This is a genomic window from Novosphingobium sp. ERW19, assembly GCF_012641315.1.
Classification (GTDB): domain Bacteria; phylum Pseudomonadota; class Alphaproteobacteria; order Sphingomonadales; family Sphingomonadaceae; genus Novosphingobium.
In genome coordinates this window covers 29,316-51,864 of the sequence record NZ_JABAIC010000013.1, presented here as the reverse complement: position 1 = coordinate 51,864, position 22,549 = coordinate 29,316, and the positions used below count along the sequence as shown (strand labels likewise).

Annotated in this window: 23 protein-coding genes; 13 read left to right on the top strand and 10 right to left on the bottom strand. The window is 59.5% G+C overall.

Annotated features, from left to right (window positions below):
• Nucleotides 1–5: 5 nt before the first annotated feature.
• Together HGI46_RS21950 and HGI46_RS21945 are read right to left on the bottom strand one after the other, a co-directional pair.
• The gene (locus tag HGI46_RS21950; protein WP_206065835.1) at nt 6–206 is read right to left on the bottom strand and encodes a hypothetical protein; all 201 of its coding nucleotides are present in this window, start codon (nt 204–206) and stop codon (nt 6–8) included.
• 60 nt (nt 207–266) lie between these two features.
• Nucleotides 267–521 carry a hypothetical protein gene (locus tag HGI46_RS21945; RefSeq protein WP_206065834.1) on the bottom strand — a complete coding sequence of 85 codons (255 nt, stop codon included), beginning with the start codon at nt 519–521 and terminating at the stop codon, nt 267–269.
• A 169-nt stretch (nt 522–690) separates the two neighbouring features.
• On the opposite strand from HGI46_RS21945, the gene HGI46_RS19305 reads away from it, so the two are divergent.
• Together HGI46_RS19305 and HGI46_RS19300 are read left to right on the top strand one after the other, a co-directional pair.
• Nucleotides 691–1,448, top strand: a protein-coding gene (locus HGI46_RS19305; RefSeq protein WP_168905481.1) for an IS5 family transposase whose coding sequence is annotated in 2 segments (ribosomal slippage) — nt 691–1,024 and nt 1,024–1,448 — 759 coding nt in all. Because the reading frame shifts where the segments join, the coding sequence is not laid out codon by codon here.
• A gap of 49 nt (nt 1,449–1,497) precedes the next feature.
• A complete protein-coding gene (locus tag HGI46_RS19300; protein ID WP_168905480.1) occupies nt 1,498–1,875 on the top strand; it encodes a hypothetical protein in 378 nt (125 codons plus the stop codon).
• Between the two features lie 123 nt (nt 1,876–1,998).
• Here the strand turns inward: HGI46_RS19300 and HGI46_RS19295 are convergent, their stop codons facing one another.
• From HGI46_RS19295 to HGI46_RS19285, 3 genes are all read right to left on the bottom strand, one after another.
• On the bottom strand, nt 1,999–3,729 hold the full coding sequence (locus HGI46_RS19295; protein WP_168905479.1) for an acyl-CoA synthetase: 1,731 nt from the start codon (nt 3,727–3,729) through the stop codon (nt 1,999–2,001).
• Nucleotides 3,730–3,838: 109 nt separating this feature from the next.
• Nucleotides 3,839–4,597: a phytanoyl-CoA dioxygenase family protein gene (locus tag HGI46_RS19290; RefSeq protein WP_168905478.1), complete on the bottom strand. Its 759-nt coding sequence runs from the start codon at nt 4,595–4,597 to the stop codon at nt 3,839–3,841.
• Between the two features lie 31 nt (nt 4,598–4,628).
• The gene (locus HGI46_RS19285; protein WP_240946899.1) at nt 4,629–6,170 is read right to left on the bottom strand and encodes an altronate dehydratase family protein; all 1,542 of its coding nucleotides are present in this window, start codon (nt 6,168–6,170) and stop codon (nt 4,629–4,631) included.
• 122 nt (nt 6,171–6,292) lie between these two features.
• Between HGI46_RS19285 and HGI46_RS19280 the strand changes: the two genes are divergently transcribed.
• From HGI46_RS19280 to HGI46_RS19265, 4 genes are read left to right on the top strand one after another with little or no spacing between them, the layout of a single operon-like run.
• On the top strand, nt 6,293–6,973 hold the full coding sequence (locus HGI46_RS19280; protein ID WP_168905477.1) for a GntR family transcriptional regulator: 681 nt from the start codon (nt 6,293–6,295) through the stop codon (nt 6,971–6,973).
• 2 nt (nt 6,974–6,975) lie between these two features.
• Nucleotides 6,976–7,944, top strand: a complete 969-nt coding sequence (locus HGI46_RS19275) for an aldo/keto reductase (RefSeq protein ID WP_168905476.1) — start codon at nt 6,976–6,978, stop codon at nt 7,942–7,944.
• Entirely contained in the window at nt 7,938–8,363 is a 426-nt protein-coding gene (locus HGI46_RS19270; RefSeq protein WP_168905475.1) for an RbsD/FucU domain-containing protein, read from the top strand. The genes HGI46_RS19275 and HGI46_RS19270 overlap by 7 nt, the downstream gene beginning before the upstream one ends.
• Nucleotides 8,363–9,187, top strand: a complete 825-nt coding sequence (locus tag HGI46_RS19265) for an amidohydrolase family protein (RefSeq protein WP_168905474.1) — start codon at nt 8,363–8,365, stop codon at nt 9,185–9,187. Before HGI46_RS19270 ends, HGI46_RS19265 begins: the two co-directional genes overlap by 1 nt.
• A gap of 107 nt (nt 9,188–9,294) precedes the next feature.
• Here HGI46_RS19265 and HGI46_RS22245 read toward each other — a convergent pair whose 3' ends face one another.
• Nucleotides 9,295–9,507, bottom strand: coding sequence for a hypothetical protein (locus tag HGI46_RS22245; RefSeq protein WP_240946898.1), 213 nt, complete (start codon nt 9,505–9,507; stop codon nt 9,295–9,297).
• A 383-nt stretch (nt 9,508–9,890) separates the two neighbouring features.
• On the opposite strand from HGI46_RS22245, the gene HGI46_RS22420 reads away from it, so the two are divergent.
• From HGI46_RS22420 to HGI46_RS19230, 7 genes are all read left to right on the top strand, one after another.
• Entirely contained in the window at nt 9,891–10,022 is a 132-nt protein-coding gene (locus HGI46_RS22420; RefSeq protein WP_277346383.1) for a hypothetical protein, read from the top strand.
• Between the two features lie 15 nt (nt 10,023–10,037).
• The gene (locus HGI46_RS19255; RefSeq protein WP_346766779.1) at nt 10,038–10,262 is read left to right on the top strand and encodes a transposase; all 225 of its coding nucleotides are present in this window, start codon (nt 10,038–10,040) and stop codon (nt 10,260–10,262) included.
• 883 nt (nt 10,263–11,145) lie between these two features.
• Nucleotides 11,146–13,269 (top strand): TonB-dependent receptor, encoded by a 2,124-nt coding sequence (locus tag HGI46_RS19250; protein WP_206065833.1) that lies wholly within the window; start codon nt 11,146–11,148, stop codon nt 13,267–13,269.
• A gap of 81 nt (nt 13,270–13,350) precedes the next feature.
• Entirely contained in the window at nt 13,351–14,967 is a 1,617-nt protein-coding gene (locus HGI46_RS19245) for an MFS transporter (protein ID WP_168905470.1), read from the top strand.
• 5 nt (nt 14,968–14,972) lie between these two features.
• Nucleotides 14,973–16,058 carry a glycoside hydrolase family 172 protein gene (locus HGI46_RS19240; RefSeq protein WP_168905469.1) on the top strand — a complete coding sequence of 362 codons (1,086 nt, stop codon included), beginning with the start codon at nt 14,973–14,975 and terminating at the stop codon, nt 16,056–16,058.
• Complete coding sequence (locus HGI46_RS19235) at nt 16,027–17,256, top strand: fumarylacetoacetate hydrolase family protein (RefSeq protein ID WP_240946897.1); 1,230 nt, start codon at nt 16,027–16,029, stop codon at nt 17,254–17,256. Before HGI46_RS19240 ends, HGI46_RS19235 begins: the two co-directional genes overlap by 32 nt.
• Before the next feature lie 22 nt (nt 17,257–17,278).
• Nucleotides 17,279–18,715, top strand: a complete 1,437-nt coding sequence (locus HGI46_RS19230; RefSeq protein WP_168905468.1) for an NAD-dependent succinate-semialdehyde dehydrogenase — start codon at nt 17,279–17,281, stop codon at nt 18,713–18,715.
• A 398-nt stretch (nt 18,716–19,113) separates the two neighbouring features.
• On the opposite strand, the gene HGI46_RS19225 is transcribed toward HGI46_RS19230, so the two are convergent.
• The 4 genes from HGI46_RS19225 to HGI46_RS19210 all read right to left on the bottom strand — a co-directional run bounded on the left by HGI46_RS19225 (nt 19,114) and on the right by HGI46_RS19210 (nt 22,543).
• On the bottom strand, nt 19,114–19,617 hold the full coding sequence (locus HGI46_RS19225) for a hypothetical protein (protein WP_168905467.1): 504 nt from the start codon (nt 19,615–19,617) through the stop codon (nt 19,114–19,116).
• Nucleotides 19,618–19,929: 312 nt separating this feature from the next.
• Complete coding sequence (locus tag HGI46_RS19220) at nt 19,930–20,517, bottom strand: hypothetical protein (RefSeq protein WP_168905466.1); 588 nt, start codon at nt 20,515–20,517, stop codon at nt 19,930–19,932.
• Nucleotides 20,514–21,860 carry a HAMP domain-containing sensor histidine kinase gene (locus tag HGI46_RS19215; protein ID WP_168905465.1) on the bottom strand — a complete coding sequence of 449 codons (1,347 nt, stop codon included), beginning with the start codon at nt 21,858–21,860 and terminating at the stop codon, nt 20,514–20,516. Before HGI46_RS19215 ends, HGI46_RS19220 begins: the two co-directional genes overlap by 4 nt.
• On the bottom strand, nt 21,857–22,543 hold the full coding sequence (locus tag HGI46_RS19210; RefSeq protein WP_168905515.1) for a response regulator transcription factor: 687 nt from the start codon (nt 22,541–22,543) through the stop codon (nt 21,857–21,859). Before HGI46_RS19210 ends, HGI46_RS19215 begins: the two co-directional genes overlap by 4 nt.
• Nucleotides 22,544–22,549: the final 6 nt, after the last annotated feature.

Sequence of the window (22,549 nt, the reverse complement as noted above, 5' to 3'; positions counted from 1 at the left end):
AAAAGTCATTTATTTTCAGCGCCTTGCTGCGACCCGCTGTCTAACCTTGGTTCGAGGTTAGACATCTCCCATGCAGATATCTGTGTAATTGCGCTTTCCGCCAGACGTTCTTGGTTGGCCGATTCAATGTAGCGTGCAACTTCTTCGTCCTTTGAATGTCCGCTGACTGCCTTCATGCTGGCATTCGTCATCTGCTGCTCAGCCATGCGCCGCATTGTAGCTTTGCGTAGGCCATGGGCCGTGCACTTTGGCAGGCCAGCCGCATCTCATTGTTTGCGAAACCAGTTCCCGAACCCTTTTGCGGAAAATGGCTTGCCCCACTCCGTCATGAGAAAACAGGAACCGTCGTTATCTGTCATCGACTGTAGTGCGGCCAGTAATTGAGGCGCGATGGGTAAGATAAGTGTCTTGCCAGTTTTGGTTTGGCGAATCACGAACTTGCCATCGCAGACATGCTGCGGCCCTAGATGAACGGTGTCGATCTTGCGCTGATCGGTCCAGAGCAACAGCTCCATCGCCAATCGCTGTTTGGTTCCCAACTTCCAGTGGTTTCTAAATCTCGCGATGTCGTTTTCTGTCCAAGCGTAAAAGCCGGTGGAACGTTCGCTAGGGTCCAAACCCAATCAGCCTTTTGAAAATTTGTGTGCACATTGATTCAGAGGTCTCCAGTGATGGAGGAGGCTGTTGGGAATGTCGCGTTCGTTGTTCTGGCTGTCGGACGAAGCGTGGACCGCGATTGAGCCGCACTTGCCGAAGAACCAGCCTGGAGCGCGAAGGGTCGATGATCGCAGGGTGATCTCGGGCATCATTCACATGCTCAAGTGCGGTGGCCGCTGGGCGGATTGCCCGTCCGCATACGGCCCTCCGACGACGGTCTACAACCGCTGGAACCGGTGGAGCCGCCTGGGCATCTGGACGCGCATCCTGGCGGCGCTGACTGAGGAAGGCTGGATCGTGGAAACCGGCCAGATCGACAGCAGCTACATCAAGGCCCACCGCTCTGCCGGTGGTGCAAAAGGGGGGCGCGGGCCAATGCCATTGGTATCTCGCGTGGCGGCCGGACAACGAAAATTCACGCGCTCGTCGATGTTCTCGGGCGACCGCTCCGCCTCGTCCTGACGCCCGGCAACACGTCGGATGCGAAAGGGGCCGACCTGCTGATCGGCGAGACCGTCGGCATGAAGCGGGTGATCGCCGACCGAGGCTACGATGCGAACCGCATCAGGGCGACCTTGCGCGAACAGGGCACGATCCCGGTGATCCCCGGACGATGCAACCGCAAGCGCCCGATCCAGTATGATGAACGCCGTTACAAGGACCGATGGCGGGTTGAGGCCATGTTCTGCCGCCTGAAGGACTTCCGACGCATCGCCACCCGCTACGACAAGCTCGCCAGGAATTTTCTGTCAGCCGTAAGCCTCGCAGCCGCCGTCGCCTTCTGGCTCTGAACGCGGTTGCGGGTAGAAAGCTAAAGCAGAGCGTGAGATGTTGTCATTCATGGATTGGAACATCTTTGACCGTGCGGCGTGGATTGGGCTGCTGATCGCCTCAGCGACATGCGTTGGAAGTTGCTCCGCTCCGCAAAAGCGACTGACCTTCACTGAGGCGAAGATATGTCGTGCGCAAGGCGGCTATGAAAGCCGAGCGCCCTTTGGCAGCCCGTTCTGCCAGTTCCGCTATAGTGATGCTGGCAAAGCCTGTTCGGCGAAGGCCGATTGCCAAGGCAGGTGCCTTTATTCCCTCGACGGCCAGTCGAACGAAGCGAAGGTCGGGGACGTCGTCGCCGGGCAGTGTGAAGCGGAGCGCTCCACCTTCGGCTGCTATGGCACCGTCGAAGGAGGCAAGCTGGCGACTGACGAAGGCTGCTGGGATTGAGTCTGGACCCTAGGGGATATTCAGATTAGACCCGCGCCAATATCGTCGTCTTCCCTTCAAACAATTATCAGGAACGAGCAAGGCTCTACATTTGATTGATAGCAATCAGGGGCGCACATCACATCAATTCGACACAGCGTTATTTGATATGCGGTTATTGAGATCGTAAGCTCTCAAGCTTGGCTTATGAATTTTACCGATCGCCGTTAGAGGCAGGTGGTCTAGAATGAATATTGCTTTTGGAATCGCCGCGCGCTCACCTACACTCTTCGCTGCGTAGGCCATAAGATCCGTTTCGTTAATGAGGGCACCGCTGCGCAACTGGACATACGCGACTGGAATCTCACCAGCATAAGCATCCGGACGCCCGATTGCGGCGGCCAGTGCTACATCGGGGTGAGCATGGAGTGCTTCCTCGATGATTTGAGGGTCGATATTGTGGCCGCCCCGGATAATCAGATCTTTAGAACGTCCCGTAAGCCACAGATAACCGTCGTCGTCAAAACGACCAAGATCGCCGGTGTTCAGCCACCACTTGCCATCACCGCGATCGATCCACACATCTGCATTGTGCCGGTGGTCAAGATAACCAGAAAAGACGTTCGGGCCGGCCACGGTTACGACGCCCATCTCGCCAATGCGCGCGTCGCGGCTGAATGATCCGCCCTCGTCGAGGATCACTATGCGTATGTCCTCGGTCGGCAGAGCAAGTCCGACCGAACCGGCGCGGCGCTCTCCGCGAACAGGGTTGATCGATACCACGCACCCCGCTTCGGTAAGCCCGTAGCCTTCCACCACCGAGACGCTGCAGCTTCGTTCAAAGCGCGACAAGAGTTCGGTCGACAGCGGAGCAGCGCCACAGATGGCGAAGCGCAGGGAAGAAAGGTCATGACCTGAGACAGGGTGCTCGAGCAGTCTGGAGAACAAGGTCGGCACGGCGCTGAAGCCGGTGATGCGATGATCCGCTACGATCTCCCAAAACCGCGACAGTAAGGCCGGCGAGCGATACCCCTGTGGTGTTCCTAGCAAGACTGAAGCGCCGATAAGGAATGGCATAAGGCCGGTCACGACGACCGCGTTCACATGGAACAGGGGCAAGCCGCAGAACAAGACTGATTCTGGTCCCAGTTCGCCCTCGAACATCCTTGCCGTCATCCAGGCGTTGGCGATGACCTGCCCATGGCTCCGCGTGGCGATCTTTGGCAGGCCAGTGGTGCCGCCAGTGCAGAAGTAGGAAGCGAGTTCGCTTGATCTGATGCAGCGGTTACTGGCGAGTCTGCTGGACGGCATAGCCTCCAATGATCGGGCCAGATCATGCACGGGCTTGCCGTAGATGGATAAGGGCACGTCCTTTGCCCCGATCACCACGACATTTTCAACCGACGGCGTGTTGCCCAACACGGCACGAGCGGTTTCATACAATTCCGAACCCGGACCGGTTGTGACCAAGAGCCGCGCTTTCGAGGCAGCGATCATAAGTGCAAGTGATGTCGCATCGAGAGCCGGATTAAGCGGGAAGACAATGGCAGTAGCCTCTGCACCCCACATCGCGATGTGGGTCTCGGGCAGATTGGGCAGTAGAAGCGCAATGACGTCATTGGGTTCGATGCCCAGATGGTGAAAGAGATTGGCGGCGCGTGTGACCTTGTCGAACAGTTCGGCATAGCTGAGATTCGTCGTTTCCCAGTGCCGATTAACATCCGGAAAGAAGCTTATGGCAGTCCGGTCGCGATATTGCTCCGCGGCCCACTCAAGCAGAGCGTAGCTACTATCGGGCAGATCGGCGGGAAGGCTTGTCGGTGCTGCTTCGTAGGCGCGACCGGCCGTAGATGCCGGTCTTCGGGGCTTATGCATTTTTCTGCTCCGTGGTGTTGTCCGCCCGACTGGAACGGCCGGAAAAGGCAAATGGCATATCAATTCGGATTTCCGGCCGGCGGGTGTGATCATTCGTTCGACGATATGTTCAGTTTGCAGGGACGTTTCGTTCTCCGGAGAACTGATTGACGCTGAGTTTCCAAGAATAATGGTCGCCCTCGCCCTTGGAGTCTGCCGCTTGGATGTGGTTGCTGATCGCCTTTCGGTAGCGGCTGCTGACATTTGCCGTAGTCATGTGTGGCATCGCTGAATGATGGAATGTCACGTCACCACGCTTCAGCGGCGCCACCACCAATCTGGCTTCATCGACAGCACAGGTGAGCAGGTCGCTTTGAACGCCGGTCACGTGGCAATGCTCGATGATTCCGTCACGATGCCCCCGATCGATAAAATGCATGCACCCGTTGCTCGCATCGACATCGTGAAGGGGGATCCAGCAGGTGATCCCTTTGTTTAGCAGGTTGCGGCCCCAATATCCCTCGTCTTGATGCCAATAGGTCGGCACACTCCGGCCCGGCGGCTTGGCCAGGAACTGATCGTACCAGAATGCCATGGGGCGCTCCATCAGGCCTGACGCAAACTCGACGAGCCATTGGCGATAGGGTTGCACGTCGACTTCCGGCCAGACGAATTCAGGCTTGGACTGGATGATTCGAAAGGAGCGGGCGTCACGGCTCTCGCCCTCCGCCCAAGCCCAATCGAATGCGATTTCCTCCTTGCGGTCGATAAGCTGGTCGCAATAACCTTCGATCTCATCCAGCGTGGCTTGTGGTATGGCATCCTTGACGATGATCCAGCCATGTTCTGCATAGAAGGCAATCTGATCTGATGTCGGCTTGGGAAACATGGGTCCTCCTGTCGTAGTTTGATATGGCAATTTAGAGGGTGGCGCCCGTTAGCCATGGAACAAACTCCATATTGCCGTAGCCGAGCGTCTCGCTTTTCGATGGTCGCCCGGATGCTGTTGCGATGAGAAACTCCAGAATAGCCTCGCCCATCTCGGCGATGCTGGCCTCTCCGGTGAGGATAGGGCCGCAGTCGATGTCCATGTCGTCGGGCATCCGGCGATAGATTTCACTGTTGGAGGCGAGCTTGATCGAGGGGCTTGGCCTAGCGCCGAAAGCCGATCCGCGGCCGGTTGTAAACGCAATGAGTGTCGCTCCAGTCGCGATTTGGCCTGTGGCAGAACAAGGGTCGAAGCCGGGACTGTCCATGAAGATGAAGCCGTTCCTGCGCACTGGCTCGGCATAGCGAATCACATCCACCAAAGGCATTGAGCCGCCCTTCGCGACGGCCCCCAGCGACTTTTCCAAAATCGTCGTCAGCCCGCCGGCGATATTTCCCGGCGATGGATTATTGTCGAGGCTGACGCCATGGATGGCCGTGTGCGCTTTCCACCACGCGATGCGCTCGTGCAGCTTTTCGGCGATCTCTGGAGCAGCGGCACGAGCGATCAGCAGATGCTCGGCGCCTACCACTTCCGGCGTCTCGGAGAGCAGCACGGTGCCGCCGAGGGCAATCAGCCTGTCCGCCGCATTGCCCAGCGCCGGATTGCAGGTGAGGCCCGACCAACTGTCTGACCCGCCGCATTGCAGTCCGAGTACGAGATCTGACACCGGGCAATCCTCGCGCGCGGTCTGATCCACCGCTTCCAATATGCCGGCCAAAGCCCGCACCCCTTCGGTGATGGCCGCCCTTGTGCCACCCGCGCCTTGGATCGTGATGGCGGCGTAGCCCGGTTCCCCCGCCAAGCCGGAATCGGCCAGCAGGCCATTCGCCTGAACCACCTCGCAACCCAAGCCCACGAAAAGCGCTCCACCGATATTGGGATTGGCGGCGGTCCCCCAAAGAGTCCTTCTGAGCATGTCATAGCTCTCGCCCGCGCCCGCGATGGCGCAGCCGCTATTGTGGGTCAGGGCCACCAATCCATCGATATTGGCATAGGCGCGCATCATACCCGACCGTTCCGCTTGCTCGACGATGGCGCGAACCACCGTCGCGGAGCAATTCACCGATGCAACGACAGCAACATAATTGCGCGTGCCTGCCCGCCCGCGCGTGCGGCGATAACCACGAAAGCTGCGTTGATTTGGAGCGGCCTCGACACCGGACGGAGTGGCGGCTGGCGCTGCATTGCGTAAATCGGACATACAAAGGTTATGTGTATGAACATGATCGCCTGGCTCGACATCGCGTGATGCCACTCCGATAACCTGACCATATTTGAAGATCGGGTCGCCCCGGCGAATGGAGGAGATGGCCAGCTTGTGCCCGCTTGGAACAGAGGACCGGACGACACCAGATGCAGCAAGCCCCAACTCGGTCAGTGCTTCGCCTTGGGATAAATCCCGAGTGGCGATAACGACTGAGTCGTTAGCGTTCAGACATAGGGTTGCCGGCATTGGCGCTAGGGTCGGCAAGCGGATATCCTCCGATCTTCTGAAATGTTTATAGAAGGTGAAATTGCTGAAACTCCGGCTTTCATGCCGAAACCACCAGGCTATTTGACGTCGCTAACATATTAGTGTTAAGAGGCCAAGATATGACAAAGGAAAAAAACGCTGGCCTGTCCGTCCTCAAGGCTGATCGCGTATATGCGGTGTTGCGCCAGCGCATCCGCGACCTGGACCTGCCGCCCGGGGCGCTGTTGAAAAAGGACGAACTGGCTACAGAACTAGGCGTGTCAAGAGCGCCAATCAGCGAAGCGATTGCCCGGTTGACGGAGGAAGGACTGGTTGATGTCTTTCCCCAGCATGGTAGCTTCGTTGCACAAATCCGCGCTTCCGATGTGCGGGAAGGCCTGTTCATCCGTACGGGGCTGGAGGTGGAAGCGTGGCGCCAGGCGGCTGCAATACGTACACCAGAATTGATCGTTGCGCTCGATGAAAACCTAGAAGGGCAGCGCCAAGCGCTCGCGCGCGGTGACCTTACCCATTTCTATGAACTCGACGAGCAGCTTCACGAATTGATCTTCGGATTTATTGGGTGGTCGCGCGCGATGAAATTCCTTGATGCCGTCCGTGCGCAGCTCGATCGTGTCCGGCGGCTGGCGCTGCCGTCGCAGGGGCGTCCGGAAGCGACGCTGGCGGAGCATGCCCGGTTGGTTGAAGCTGTCCGCATCGGCGATCCGGAGTTCGCCGGCGCTTCGATGCGTGCACATCTCAATGCCGTAGCCCAGGCCGTCGAAGGGCAGCTTGAACATTATTCGGCAAATGCCGGCTGAACATGGAGTTCTCTTGGTTCGCATTCGGCGCTGCGCCGCTCGGTAACATGAACCGGATACTGGCCGAAACCGAGGCCGACGATGTCATCGCAGCCGCATGGGATGCGGGTGCCCGCTATTTCGATACCGCACCGCTCTATGGGCACGGCCTATCCGAGATGCGGTTGGGCAGGATGCTAGCGCTGAAGCCGCGAGAGCAGTTCCTGTTGTCCACCAAGGTCGGGCGGATCCTTGAACCATGCGCGGCCGGCGAGGAGGCTAGCGGCATCTATTTGTCCACGCCGCAAGTGCGGGTTCGTTATGATTACAGCCGCGACGGCATCATGCGCTCCTTTGAAGAAAGCTTGGCTCGGCTAGGTGGCATTTCGCCTGATATCCTTTTCGTCCACGATCTCGACCCCGTGACGCATGGCACCGAGTACGAGCATCATTGGCACCAACTGATGTGCCGGGGCGGCTGGGAAGCATTGCGGGAACTCCGAGCGACAGGAGCGGTGCGCGCCATCGGGGCGGGAATGAACGAGAACGCCCCTTGCGAGCGTCTTGTCGCAGAGGCGGATCCGGATCTGCTGCTGCTTGCCGGGCGCTACACCTTGCTTGACCAGACGGCGGCCGTCGATCTGCTGCCCGCCTGTTTGAGCCGGGGCGTCGGGGTGGTGATTGGCGGCCCCTTCAACAGTGGTATTCTTGCAACGGGACCAGTTCCCGACGCACGATACGCCTATTCACCGGCCCCTCCCGATATCATCGAGCGTGTTCGGGTAATGGCGGCGACATGCGCACGTTACGGAATCCCGCTGGCGACGGCCGCACTCCACTTCGCCCGTTCACATCCTGCAATAGTGTCCATTATTCCGGGAGGGCAGTCAGTGCAGGAAGTCACCCGCAACGCACAGGCGCTTGCTGACGCCGTGCCGGAAGATCTGTGGCGCGAGCTGGGCGTGCCCGCCGGAGCGAATGCGATATGCTGAAGAACATTGACCCTTTGCTAGGTCCCGATCTGCTGCACAGCCTTTGTGCGATGGGGCATGGTGATGCTATAGCGATCGTGGACGCCAATTTTCCCGCTGAAGCCAATGCTAGGCGGTTGCACCGGGCCGAGGGTATCGGTGCAACGCGCATGGCTGAAGCGATCCTGTCCGTAATGCCGGTCGACGATTTTGCGTTGCCTTCGGCCTACTGCATGGCGGTGGAGGGGGACGAAAGCGAGCCGTCGGCCATGGCCCGGGCATTCGCCCGGTTGCTCGCCGTAAGCGGGCATGGCCATGAGATCGGCCTACTTGACCGTGATGATTTCTATGATCGCGCACGTCGATGCTTCGCGATCGTCGCGACCGGAGAGATGCTCCTTTATGGTAATCTAATCCTGGTGAAGGGCGTGATCGGCTGATGCGGATCGACGCCCATCACCATTTCTGGCGCATCGAGCGCGGCGATTATGACTGGCTTAGCCCTGCATCACGTCCCATCTACCGGGATTTCCTGCCGCGCGATCTTGCGCCCACGTTGCGGCAGCACGGCATCGGCCAGACCATTCTGGTCCAAGCGGCTCCTTCCGAAGACGAGACGCATTTTCTTCTCGATATCGCGGCAAGAACGCCGTTCGTCGCCGGAGTTGTTGGCTGGGTCGATTTCGAGGCGGATGATGTGACACAGCGTATAGCGAGTCTAGCCAGCTCGCCTTGGCTCAAAGGTCTCAGGCCCATGATCCAGGACATAGCCGATCCACGCTGGATGCTGAATCGCGGTTTGACGTCCGGATTCAACGCAATGGCCGACCATGGGCTGACGTTCGATGCCCTCGTGAAGCCTGAACATCTTTTGCCGCTCTGCGAGTTCCTCACGCATTATCCTTCTTTACGCGTCGTTGTCGATCATGGCGCGAAGCCGAATATCAAGGGTGGTGCGTTTCGCGAATGGGCTGACGCGATGCGCTCCATCGCCGCTGGAAGCGGCGCGTTTTGCAAGCTCTCGGGCCTTGCGACAGAGGCGTCGCCCGGCTGGAGCGACGCTGTGCTCGCGCCCTATATGGATCTGCTGCTGGATGCATTTGGCGCGGAGCGACTGATGTGGGGAAGTGACTGGCCGGTCCTGATGATCAACGGTGACTATGACCGCTGGGTAGGCTGTGTAGAGAACTGGTCGGCGGCGTTACCCAACGCGGATCGCGCCGCGATCTGGGGAGAAACTGCAGCGCGTTTCTACGGACTATAGATCATTCTAGCCGGGTGCTCCGCGCTGGGTCGATTTATTTTTGGAGATCCCGCCGGCTGATAGGAGGGGGGGGCAGCGCCCGCCAGTCGTCGAAGGAACGATTGGCATCAGAACGGTGCATGAGAAGCGCGTTGAAGAAGATCATCGAACCCGCCTGTATTTGAATGGGCAAAAGCTGTCCGATGCCGAAATCCGAACCGTCCATCGCCAAAACCGTCTTCCGAGCGCGGACACATCAGGCCCGTGCGCTGGCTGGCGGGCGCGATCTTCAGGCAACTGTTGTCGATCGCCGTATCGTCGAGAAGGAGCATCGCCGTCATGATGTGATCGGCTACCGGAGTCAGCGATGACCAAGAAAGCAAGTCCTCAGGGTGTCGCGCGATGTCAGACTCGGCTCGCACGCTTCAAATGAGCTACTCAGCAAAGCGCTCCACAGCAGCGTAGTCAATCAGTGCTGGCGCCGGTGTTGTGAAACGAGCGTCATCGGCTGAACGCTTGTCTTATGACATTGCCTTTCGTTTCGGTCATGCCTGATTGCCCGGACCAAGGTGGCCACTCCGGTCCGGGCGGGAGTGGTCGGATCGCTAAACCGCCGGTCGTCTAGAGACCAGGCTAGGAGTACGATCGCCCCTTTCTTTTCCTTCAGGCCCGAACGGATACCGGGGCTTTGGACTCGGATGACAAGCTTGGGACATTTGAAAGGATGAGCGGCAATCTAGCAAAGACAATCGGCATCGACATCTCCACAGCGATTCTCGACTTCCAAATTCACCCTGTCGGCGCCGAGCACCAGTTCGCCAACACAGCCAAAAGCTACAACGCGTTGATCACTTGATCGCAAAGATATTCGATTGAGCGGATCGCCTTCGAGGCAACTGGCAGCTACCATCGCGTGCTGGGAAAGGCGTTCGCCGACTGGACCTGCGTCAATATTATCCCTGAACGTGCCCGGCGTTTCGCCCAGTCCACCGGTATGCTCGCCAAGACCGATCGCATCGATGCTAGGCTGCTGGCCCACATGGCTGCTACCCTGCATCCGCCGATGCCGCGCTCGCACGCCGACATCAGATCCTGACCAGTATCGCCGGCATCGGAACGCTAAACGCCAACCAACTCATCGCCAAAACGACCCAATTCTGTACTATCAAGAACAAGTAGCCCGTGTCACTCGCTGTTCGTGCTCCTTTCGCACCAATGGAAAAGTATCAGCTTCATTCGCGGCGAGCGCGCTAGCGTGCGCCATGCGCTCTTCATAACCGCCCTCGTTGCAGCCCGATACAACCCTGACCTCAAGACGAAGTGCAAGCAGCTCGTCACAAACAGAAAACCTCCCCAAATCGCCATCACAATTGTTATGCGTAAAATCTTCATTATTGCAAACGCTCTGCTCAAAGCCGATCGATGCCGGGCCCAATCTCCGACTTCATCATCACGGATACTTTAGCGCCGCGCTGCGATGGGTCAGGGACCCGACACCCTAGATCACATCGGGTGCTCGGGGGGCCATTTGACGGTTACGCGCAGATCGCGGCGGGCAGCGAGCAAACAGTCCCCAACGCCTCTTTCTTCCGCTTGCCGGCCTAGTGTCGCCATCAGAGTCACGCAAGCTGCGGCGATTTCGCGGAATTCCGCTCCTAAAGTTGCCGCGTTGCGCAGGGCAAATCTGTTCCCATGCCAATCCTGCATTCCGTTATCAGATAAGCATAAAAACTGTCCACCGCCCTTCGGGCTAGAATGTTACATAAGGGATTTTCTGACTATAAGAAGCCTGCAAATTAAGCATTGACCTCTGATGTGTGGTAGCTAACATGTCAATGACATGAAGGGCGTGATCACAAAGATGTGATGTGTCGTAGGTTGAAAAGGGGAGGACTGCCGTGATTTCTAGCAAGCCGAAAATCCATGGGAGGTATGTGCACCGGACCCTGAGGATATCCACTCTTGCGCTATGCGTCGCCTTGCTGGCTCCGGTGTCGGCTGCTGCTGCTCAGGACGCCTCAGCCGGGGCGCAGTCTGAAGGCAGTGATGTAATCGTGGTCACGGCACAGCGTCGTTCAGAGTCGCTGCAGACAGTACCCATCGCCATTACCGCCTTCACGTCCGGCCAACTTGAAGCCGCGAACATCCGCGGGCCGGCTGATTTGGAGCAGGCAACGCCCGGCGTGATCTTTGGGGAATCGGGCCGGGATGGCCAGATTTTCGTACGTGGCATCGGTTCGACCCGCCTCAGCGGAGCGGGTGCCGATCCCTCATCATCGGTTTATGTCGACGGGGTTTATCGTTCGCGCGGCACATCCGCGTTGCTCGATTTCGTCGATCTCGAACGGGTAGAAGTGCTGCGCGGTCCACAGGGCACGCTTTACGGCCGTAACTCGACCGGCGGCGCGGTGCGCTATATCAGCGAACCGCCCAAGGAGAACTTCGGCGGCAAGGTGGTCGCGGGCTATGGCGCCTATGACGCGCTCCGGCTAATCGCCCAAGTGGACGTGCCAGTGGCTCCCGGCCTTGTTGCGGTTCGCGCGACCTTCATGCATAGCGAGCGCAGCGGCTACACTAAAAATCTGCTGCGCCGGGGCGAGACCTTCGGTCGCCAGAACCTGGAGGCAGGCCGCATCGCCGCCCGGATTACGCCGAGCAGCAACCTGACGATAGATGTCCACGCCGGTTTCTCGGACGATGAATCGGATCAGACCGCGCTCAAACATTACATCGATCCGCTGGGGCCGTTCGGGCGTGCGAAGATAATCGCCGATCCACGGAAGGTGAACTCGGATTACGGGCCCCGCATGGCGCCGATCAACAGTTGGTACGTTGACGGGACAATGACGCTGGATCTGGGGTCGATGGTGCTGACCTCCATCACCGGATACAATTCGATCGACGTCGGCCCCTATACGGGCGATCTGGACGTGACCGAGATCGCGGGCATCACCGATGGCCGCAACGGCCAGCCCAATGGCATCGCTGATGGCGGCAACACTTTTAGTCAGGAAATCACCCTAGGCTCCTCCGGAAAGGGGCCGTTCCAGTGGAGCACTGGGCTCTATTATCTGCATGACGACAATTATACACTTCGTCAGGGGCTTTATGTCGCGCTGATCCCGGTCCTCGCTGCGAACCACACGACGTACAACGCTTTCGGAAAGACGAGCGCCTATGCGGGTTTTGCCAACCTGTCCTATTTCCTCACCGATCATATCAGGGTGAATGCGGGGCTGAGATACAGCAAGGAAACGAAGCGGATCGACCGCGCGCGATATCTGAACTTCAATCTACTCGCGGGGCCTGTCCGGGCGAAGAAGGGCTGGGACGCATGGACGCCGAAGATCGGCATCGACTATGTTATCGATGCGAACAAGATGATTTATGCTTCCTATTCGAGAGGTTTTAAGTCGGGCGCGTTTAACGCGTCTTCCTTCGACCCAGCCGTCAATCCGGAAAATGTCGATGCTTTCGAAGCGGGCGTAAAACTTCATTTTCCCGAAGCCCGGCTGACCCTTAACAGTTCCGCCTTCGTCTATTCCTATCGCGACCTGCAGGTGCAGGGGCTTGATCCCAACAATCTGGGTGTCGAGATCGTTCGCAATGCCGCACGCGCGCGTCTGAAAGGTGGCGAGGTCGAAATGGCGTGGCGTCCGGTCGATCCTCTCAGCATTAACATGGGAGTTGCAGTACTTGACGCCAAGTATCGCGACTTTCCGACTCTTGCCGGAAATCTGGCCGGCAACCGGCTGCCAAATGCGCCGAAATTAACGTTCAACGCGGGCGTTGCCTATACGCAGGCGCTCGGAACCTTCGGTGACTTCGTTCTGAGCGGCGATTATTATCATAGCTCAAGGCGCTTCCTCAGTGAGACCAACAATTCGTTCAACGCGATGCAACCGGCTTATGATCTTCTCGGAGCACGGATCACCTTGCGGCCCGACAGCAAAAGGTGGGAATTGTCCTTCTATGGCAAGAACCTGACCAATACGGTGGTATTTTCCCGCACCGTTACTCAGACTGCGCTGCTGCGCACCGGATTCCTTGCTTATATCGAGCCGCCTCGGACTTATGGCGCTGAACTCAAGATCAATTTCTAGCCGTCTCATTCCGGCTGCGCCATCAAGGCGCAGCCGGAATAAAGCCAATTATGATCGCGCGCCGGCGCGGGAAGGCTGAACATGCTCGAAACAGACGCCAATGCAGCGGGATCTTCTGGATTGGCTGTGCCGTCCAAGGGCGGCCTCTATCCGGTGCTGGTGCTCGCGGTTTTGATGGTCGTGTACATATTAAACTTCATTGATCGGCAGATCCTGTCGATCCTAGCCGAAGCGATCAAGCAGGACCTGGGCATATCGGACGCCGATATCGGCTTTCTCTTCGGCACCGCATTTGCCGTCTTCTATTCGGTGATGGGCATTCCGCTGGGTCGCCTTGCCGATGTTTGGAACCGCAAAAAGCTAATCGCCGTAGGGCTGAGCATATGGAGCCTTATGACCACCCTTTCCGGCTTCGCGCACAGCTTCGCCGCGCTTGCTTTCTGCCGCTTTGGCGTAGGGGCGGGAGAGGCGAGCGCGTCGCCAGCCTCCTATTCGATTCTCTACGATTATTTTCCGCCGCGCATCCGCACCACCATCCTCTCTCTCTACTCGGCGGGTGCTTTCATCGGGCAGGGCCTTGGTGTGTTCCTCGGCGGCTTTCTATTGCACCGATGGGCGGCAGCATTTCCCGATCCCGAATCCGCCCCCTTCGCCCTAAGCGGGTGGCAGGTAGCGTTTTTCGTTGTCGGTTTTCCGGGCCTGCTGCTGGCATTGATCGTGTTGCTTCTTCGGGAGCCTCGGCGGGGGCAAGGCGATGGCATCGTCACAGCCGAGCATCCGCATCCTGTCCAAGAAGCATCGCTGACCTTGGTCGGCATGTTGCCGATCGGCGCTGCATGGGCGTTGAAACGTCACGAAGCCGGGCGGGGCGCTCATTTGTCGAATCTCGCTGGTGGCCTGTTGATCGCTGCATTTGCCGGGCTGATGATTCAGGCGACAGGCAATATCGTGCAATGGATAGCCGTCGGCTTCGGCATGTACACGGTGCTTTCTTGGGCGCAGTTGCTGGCGATCCGTGATCGAGTCAGCTTCGGTCTGATCTTTCATTGCCGTACATTTCTGTGGACCGTCGTCGGTGCATCGGCCACCAATTTTATGATCCAGTCGATCGGCTTCTGGAGCATTTCTTATTATCAGCGCCAGTTCGGTCTCAATACGGAAGAAATCGGCAAGGTTATCGGAATGGCAGCCGCGACGGCGGGCTTGGTCGGCGTGGTGGCCGGCGGCTTGTTGTCCGATCTGCTGCGCCGTTGGACCGCTGCTGGTAAACTGATTGTTCTGCTGATCAGCTTGATGATGAGCATGGCCGCATCGCTTCTGCTGCTCACCGCGCGCCAGGTTGAAATAGCCTATGTCGGAAGCTTCGCCCTATTGCTTTTTTCGTCCATGGGTCTTGGGCCCAGCGTTTCGACGCTCAACGATCTCGTGCTTCCACGCGTTCGTGCCACGGCAACGGCCTTTGGTTTCATGTCGACCTATCTAATCGCGGGCGCCATCGGCCCATATGCCATAGGCGTTGGCAGCGATATGCTTGCCGCATCGGGGAGGGCGGCAGGTTCGGCGTTGCGTGAATCAATGTTGTTCAGCCTTGTCATCCCAACGATCGGCATCGCGATGGTGATTGCCGCGATCCGGAGCGTTGGGCGGGATGAAGCAAGCTTGGCCAGCCGGGCGCGAGCCTTTGGCGAACCCATCTAAGGACCATGATCATGCGCTTTTGGGAAGATACCGGTCAGCCGTTCGACATTCACACCAGGCTGGAATCCAGGTCGATAAGCTTCGAGAACCGGGATGGCGGTAAAGGGCGGGGCGGCATGTCTGCAAGTCCGTTGGGGATCGGCCGTAAGGGCGATCCCGCTCGCTTCGTGGCGCCAGGCGAATGTATCGAGCTGTGGGATATCGCGGGGCCGGGCACGATAAGGCACCTCTGGATGACGACCACGCAATCGCCGGAAATCATGCGTGCGACGGTGATCCGTGGATACTGGGAGGGTTCCGACCATCCCGCGATCGAGTGTCCGCTTGGCGATTTTTTCGGCTTCGCCCACGGCTGGACGCCTCCTTTCGAAAGCAAGGTCCACAGTGTCGGTCAACGCAACGGCTTGAATATCTGGCTGCCGATGCCCTTCACCCGCGGCGCGCGCTTTACGCTCACCAATGAACTCGATTATCAGATTCCGCTTTTCTATCAGGTTGATTATACGATCGGCGACGGGCATCCCGAAACTATCGGTCGGCTTCATACCTGTTTCCGCCGGTCCAATCCCACCGTGTTGCGACAGGACTTTGAATTCATGCCCCGGCGCGAAGGCGTTGGAAAGTTCGTTGGGACGGTGCTGGGTATCCGCCCTTTGGCGCCACAATGGTGGGGCGAGGGCGAGGCGAAATTCTACCTCGACGGAGACAGCGATTTCGCCACGATCGTCGGCACCGGCGCCGAGGACTATGCTGCTATATCCTTCTGCATTCAGCAGACGCCGTTTCGCTTTCACGGCGTGAATTGGCGTGAACGCGACGATCGGATCGATACTGGCCGCGTGTCGATGTATCGCTGGCATCTTCCCGATCCGATCTTCTGGAAGACGGATATCCGGGGCACGATCCAGCAGATCGGCCTCAACGGATCGAATCCCGCCACCGCTGATGCGTACAAGGCGATGTTCGTGGAACGGCTGGACGACTGGTCGGCCGCGTCCTTCTGGTATGAAGCAAGTCCGAGCGCTTCACTGCCGGCGCTTTGCCCCCTTGCGGAGCGGATTGCCGATCTACCCACGGTCGAACCGGTCTGAGGAACAGATCGTCAACATCCATGGCGATGCGTCGGATGCTGCGCGCTGCACGAATCAAGGCGATATCATGCGAAAATTCGAACCTTCAGCCCTTCCCGATGACTCCGGGTCAGCAACGCTCGCCGGACGGGTGAAGATAGGGCCGCGCTCGATACCCATCCTCGTTCGTAATGGCTGCGTGATCGATGTCTCCGGGAGCGCGGCCACAACGTCCGACCTGTTCGACTTGGCCGAGCCTCACAACGCAGACGGGTCGACACTATGCCATGTTGAGGATCTTACCGTCGGTGGCGGAACGTTTGAGCTTTTGTCGCCGATCGACCTTCAATGCATCAAGGCTTGCGGTGTCACTTTCGCCGTATCGGCCATCGAGCGAGTGATCGAGGAGCGCACTCGCGGGGAATCTGAAAGAGCCCAGGCGATCCGCGATCTGCTGGGCCAGCGTATCGAAGGTGACATTCGGGCGGTGACGCCGGGTAGCGCTGATGCGGCCAAATTGAAGGCGGCATTGATCGAGGCTGATATGTGGTCGCAATATCTTGAGGTCGCCATCGGGCCCGATGCCGAGATTTTTACCAAGGCACCTGTGTTGTCGAGCTGCGGCTGGGGCAGGGAGATCGGCATCCGTTCGGATTCGGCTTGGAACAATCCCGAGCCCGAGGTTGTGCTGGTCATCGATGCGCAAGGACGCCCCGTGGGCGCGACTTTGGGTAACGACGTGAACCTGCGGGATTTCGAGGGCCGCAGTGCATTATTGCTTGGCAAGGCCAAGGATAACAACGCGTCGTGCGCTCTCGGTCCATTCGTGCGGCTATTCGACGAAGGCTTCACCATGGATGACATCCGCAATGCGGAATTGCAACTGACGGTGGATGGCCCTGAAGGTTTCCATATGGAAGCAGGCAGTTCGATGAACCAGATTAGCAGGGACCCGAACGAGTTGTTGCGGCAAGCCTTGTCCGAGCATCAATATCCCGATGGATTCGTCCTCTTCCTGGGTAGCTTGTTCGCTCCGACGCAGGATCGCACCGAGCCCGGCGGCGGCTTCACGCATATGATCGGTGATCGGGTGACGATATCTTCTTCCCGGCTGGGTTCCTTGACCAACCACGTCGTAACATCGCGGGATGCGGCGCCGTGGACAGAAGGCATCCGTGCGTTGTTCTGCTCGATGTCGGCATCCGCACAGGCGGTCTGAGGGAACCAAAGGTGGAGCATCTATGAGCGTGGAATATCCCGCGACGCTGGGTATGTACATCGGCGGCGAATGGGTGTCCGGCGGCGGCCGCGACCACCATTCGTTGCTTAATCCAGCAACCGGTGAAATGCAGGCGGAGCTTCCGCTGGCGTCCGATGCGGACTTGCACGATGCATTGGAGGTCGCGAAGCACGGCTTCGCGACGTGGCGTGTCGAAGCGCCAGAACTGCGCGGAGCTGTATTGCGTAAAGCCGCCGAACTATTGCGCGAACGTGCGGATCACATTGCGCGCGTTACAACGATGGAGCAGGGCAAGCCGCTTGCCGAAGCTAGGGGCGAAGTCATTGCTGCGGCAGGGCTCATCGATTTCCACGCAGGGGAAGCAGTGCGCGTCTATGGCCGCGTGCTGATGAGACCTACAGGAATGCGCTCGCTGGTGTTGCACCAGCCGGTTGGCCCGGTGGCGGCCTTCTGCGCATGGAACTTCCCCGCGTTGAACGTGGTCCGCAAGATCGCACCGGCCGTGGCCGCCGGTTGCTCCGTCATCCTCAAACCCAGCGAGGAAACGCCTGGGACCGCTGTGGAAGTGATGCGCTGTTTCCAAGATGCGGGCTTGCCGGGCGATGTGGCACAGATTGTGTTCGGGGTGCCCGATATGGTTTCCCGCCGACTGCTTTTGTCCCCGATCACCCGCAAGCTCAGCTTCACCGGGTCGGTGCCAGTCGGCAAGCATCTGATGAAGCTGGCCGCCGACACGGTTATGAAGATGACGATGGAACTTGGCGGCCATGCGCCCGTGCTCGTCTTCGACGATTGCGATCTTGAGAAGACGCTCGACATTCTCGTCGGCCACAAATTCCGTAATGCCGGCCAGGTGTGCGTGGCGCCGACCCGTTTTCATGTCCAAGAGGGCATCTACGAAGACTTTGCGCGGGGATTTGCCGAGCGGACGAAACAGATCAAGGTCTGCAACGGCCTTAGTGAGACGAGCCAGATGGGGCCGATGGCCAACTCGCGCGGTCGTGAGGTCCTTGAAAGGCTGGTATCTGACGCGCGGTCTTCCGGCGCTCGGGTGCTGGCTGGCGGTGTCTGCGGCGAAGGGCGTGGATTCTTCTTCCAGCCCACGGTGATTGCCGACGTTCCCGAAAACGCGAGGGCGATGAACCAAGAACCTTTCGGCCCAGTCGCACTGCTCAGTCCGTTCGCAAGTGTCGACGATGGCATCAGGGAAGCAAACCGGCTTCCTTTCGGCCTTGCCGCCTATTGCTTCACCGAGAATGGCCGACGCCAGAACCTTCTCGGTGATGCTATCGAAGCTGGCATGGTGATGATCAACCAAGTTCGCGCGACTTGGCCCGATGCGCCGTTCGGCGGGGTGAAGGAGTCAGGCTTCGGCTCCGAAGACGGCCCCGAAGGTGTCGCAGCGCATTTGGTTACCAAAACGGTGCACGTCGGATAACAAAAGCTTTTAATTTGTTAAGCGGGGTCCGGGAGCAAGGCGCTCTTACGCAGCGAGGTGGTGCCGCCTTGTTAGACAGTTTGGCGGCTGCATAAAGCGAGTCGCGGTTGTTGTTCGTGCCTCTAATGATCTGATTGCCCAAACCGCCGATGGGCCTCGATCGATGCTCTCCCGGCCAAGCCCGAGTGTGACCACTAGGTGTGTCGTCCCGGCATTTGGTGATGCATCGTCCATGCAAGAATGGAAGGATGCGCTATGGGACAGATACTACACGAGAGCCCCGCACGACATAGGCAGTCAGAAGCCATGTGCATAGATCAGTGTCAGATGGAGCTGAAGATTGCTTTGAGATTTCGCCATTGCCTCTATTGGTTCTGACCATTTCAAAGAACTTCTTTTCACCGCGTTAATTGCACTATTTCGGCTGCTGCACGGCAAACTCCGTCTGAACGCTCGAAATCGGTCAGGAATGGCGGGGTAGTCCGAAGAGCAAGGCCATCTGGTCGGATTTCCAAGTGGGCGCCTCGGCCGACGGGCGAAAGCCATAGTGAACCGTCGCGCAGTCTCGTGAAAATCAGGTCCGTTAAAGTGATTGGACCCGAAGGCAATGTCATTGCGACGTCAACGAACACTGGATTGAGAATCTCCGGTGCCAAGCCCGCCCGCACCAGCATTACATCTCTCTGCGTATGGTCACGGGCCCTTTCCATCTGAGGCAGGAAGAAAGACTGAGCAATTGGAGATGAGCATAGAATCAAGTTCGAGAACGGCAGATCGAGACTTCCAGCGGGCAGTCCAAATCCGCGCAGTTCGTTTGATACTGGAGGTTTCAGTGCTTCGACAGGTAGTGCCATGAGGCGGCGTGAGCTGTCGAAATCTGAGAAGTCGATGACGGCGGGCATTATGCTTTGACCTTTTCTGGAGATCATCGGACCCTCAAGGGCCGGGGAGAGCCATCTGCTTTTCATTTCGCATTCCGGCTTCGCATACCCTGTCCATCCTACCAGCTGCTGCGCGCGTCGCAGCCGACGTACCGCACGGTCTACACGCGCCAATCTGGCGATCAGGCGGATTCTTTAGGTTAGACATCTGCCTTGGGACGCCGCAGATATCCGTGCGTGCTTTCGGGGTGGTTAGACATGGCTAACCCGCAGAAAACTGCAATAGTGGAAGCCCGGCTCGGGCCTCCACACGTTGCCAGCGCGGCCGCTCCCTTAGTCGATCACCAGATAATAGCCGGCGGCGTTGCTGGATGGATTCATCAGCACGATCTCGAAGCGTCCGCTGAACAGCGGCGTCCACATGCATTCGCGGGTCCGTGCCTTGGCGGGAGGGCAGACCGGCTTTGCCTCACCGTCCAGAACCGTGAAATCGAGCGCGGCCTGTCCGGGTGTTGCCACGGCCACGCGGGCGGACCGCCCCCCATCAAACAGTTGCGGCAGGCGCACGGTTGCGCCGGGGTTGATCATGCCTGCCTTGTAGGCCGGCCCCAGCACACGCCCGCGATAAGGCGGCGTATCGGGCATGACGGCCTTTGCGCGCCATTGGGCCACCGGATCCGGTTCCCCGGGCATCGCCCGCGCGCCCAAGCTGTCTAGCGCTGCGAGGATCGTCCCCAGTCGTTGCGGATCGCCTTGAGCGCTGTCTGCCTCTGCCAGCAGTTTTGCCACGCCCTCTGCCGGATCGGCTGGAATGGCCAGTGCCTCACGCACCGGCGCGGCACGCCCGGAGTGCTGCGCGTTGGTGGCGCAACTTGCCAGCGCGATGGCACCGGCAAGGGTGACGATGGCTAAGGGCTTCATGGTGCAGGCTCCAGGATGAACTGCGCGCCGCGCGGGGCGTCGCCCAGCCTCAGGACAAGGCCGTGACGTTCGGCAATGGCGCGGGAAAGAGCAAGGCCGAGGCCATGGCCGGGCTTGTCGCCCGGTGCATTGGCGCGGGAAAAGCGTTCGAACACTCGGTCCCGCTGGTCGCGCGGGATTCCGGGGCCATCGTCCTCGATGGTCACGTGCGGCCCGGCACGCAGGATCAGGCGCACGCGCCCGCCCTCGGGCACATACTTGATCGCATTGTCGAGCAGGTTGGAAAGCAGCCGGGTGATCTGCATGCGCTCGCCCAGCATGGTCACGCCCGGCGCGATCGCGGTCTCCAGCGTCAGCCCGGCATCTTCGGCGCTGCCTTCGTAAAGGTCGGCAAGGCTGGTGACGAGCGCAGTCATGTCGATCTCCGCCAGCCCGGCCAGATCGCCGCGGCGGCTTTCGGCCGAGGCGATGTCGAGCAGGGAATCGAGCATCGACAGGATCGCGCGGATATCCTCGCGCGATTGGCCGATCGGGCCGCCGGCGTTCTCCGGACGTGTCTGCATTGCCGCGCCGAGCCGGTTGTCGAGATGCATCAGCGGGGTGCGGACCTCGTGCGCGACGTGTTCAGAAACCTGCTTGTAGGCCTTGAGCAATTGCGCCTGCCGGGCCAGCAGCCGCGCACCGTGGCTGGCCATTTCGTCGATCTCGTCGCCACCACGCTGTCGCGCCGGAAAGCTCGCCGCGCGGCCATCGGCGGCTGCGCCAAGCGCTGCATTCACCGCGTCCATCCTGCGCGCAAGGTGTCGCGCGGTGATCCACGCGACAAAGGCCACGGCGGCAACGATGGCCGCGCCAACGGCAAGGAACGCGCCCGAAAGAACAGCGAGGGCTGTGCGGTCGCGGTCATATTCGCGTGCGACCAGCAACTGCAGGTCAGGCGCGAGCTTGGCGCCTTGGGCATAGACGTTCGTCCCTCCCGCCAGCGTGACGAATCCTTCTTCCGACCGGGCGGCATTGATCAGCGGCCATTGCCGCACGTCTCCGGCAAGCAGGCGCCCGCCGCCATCGGCGACCATGTAATGCGAACGGCGTCCCTCGAGGCTGACCACGGCTTGCCGGTCGGCCACGCGGCGCAACAGTTCCTCGCGCCCGGCCGTGGCATAGATGTCGATCAGGCCGGCAAGGTCCGTCGAGACCGTTGCCGAGAGCGAAGCGCGGGTCTGGCGCTGGACGGTGATGGTGGTCACCGCGAACAGCACAGCCACAGCGATCACTGCGATCAGGATCGACGCGGTCGTCAATTGGCCGAAGATCGACCTTCTTCGAACTCGCGCAGGCTTCATTCGCCTCTCGTCAGTCGATAGCCTGCACCCCAGATCGTCTCGAGCGCGGGCGCGGCAAAGCCGTCCTCGAGCTTGCGGCGGAGGCGGCCGATGTTGACGTCGACCACGTTGGTCTGCGGATCGAAGTTCATGTTCCACACGTCGCGCAGCAGCATTTCGCGCGTCACCGTCTCGCCGGCGTTTTCCATGAAATAACGGAAGAGCGCGAATTCCTTGGGGCTTAGCGCGATGTGCTTGCCCGAGCGGAACGCGGTGCGGGCCTTCACGTGGCATTCGAACGCGCCGTAGATGATCACCGCGCCGTGAACCGCGCCCGCCGCGCGGCGATGCAGCGCGCGCAGCCGCGCTACCAGCTCCTGCGGCTCGTAAGGTTTGGCAAGATAGTCATCGACGCCAGCCTCGAGCCCTTCAATGCGGTTTTCGCTGCGGCCGAGGGCCGAAAGCATCAGCACTGGCGTGCCGACACCTGCCGAACGCAGGCGCGAGACGATCGTCAGGCCATCGAGATCGGGCAGCATGCGGTCGAGGATGATCACGTCGAAGTCCTCGGCACCGGCGCGCTGCAGGCCCGCCGTCCCGGTCTGCTCCCATGCCATCCGGTCACCGTCGGCCAGCACCAGTTCCTGCACGGCCTGCGCGGCGCGTGGATCGTCCTCGACGTATAGGATGTTGAGATTGCCCATCTTCGC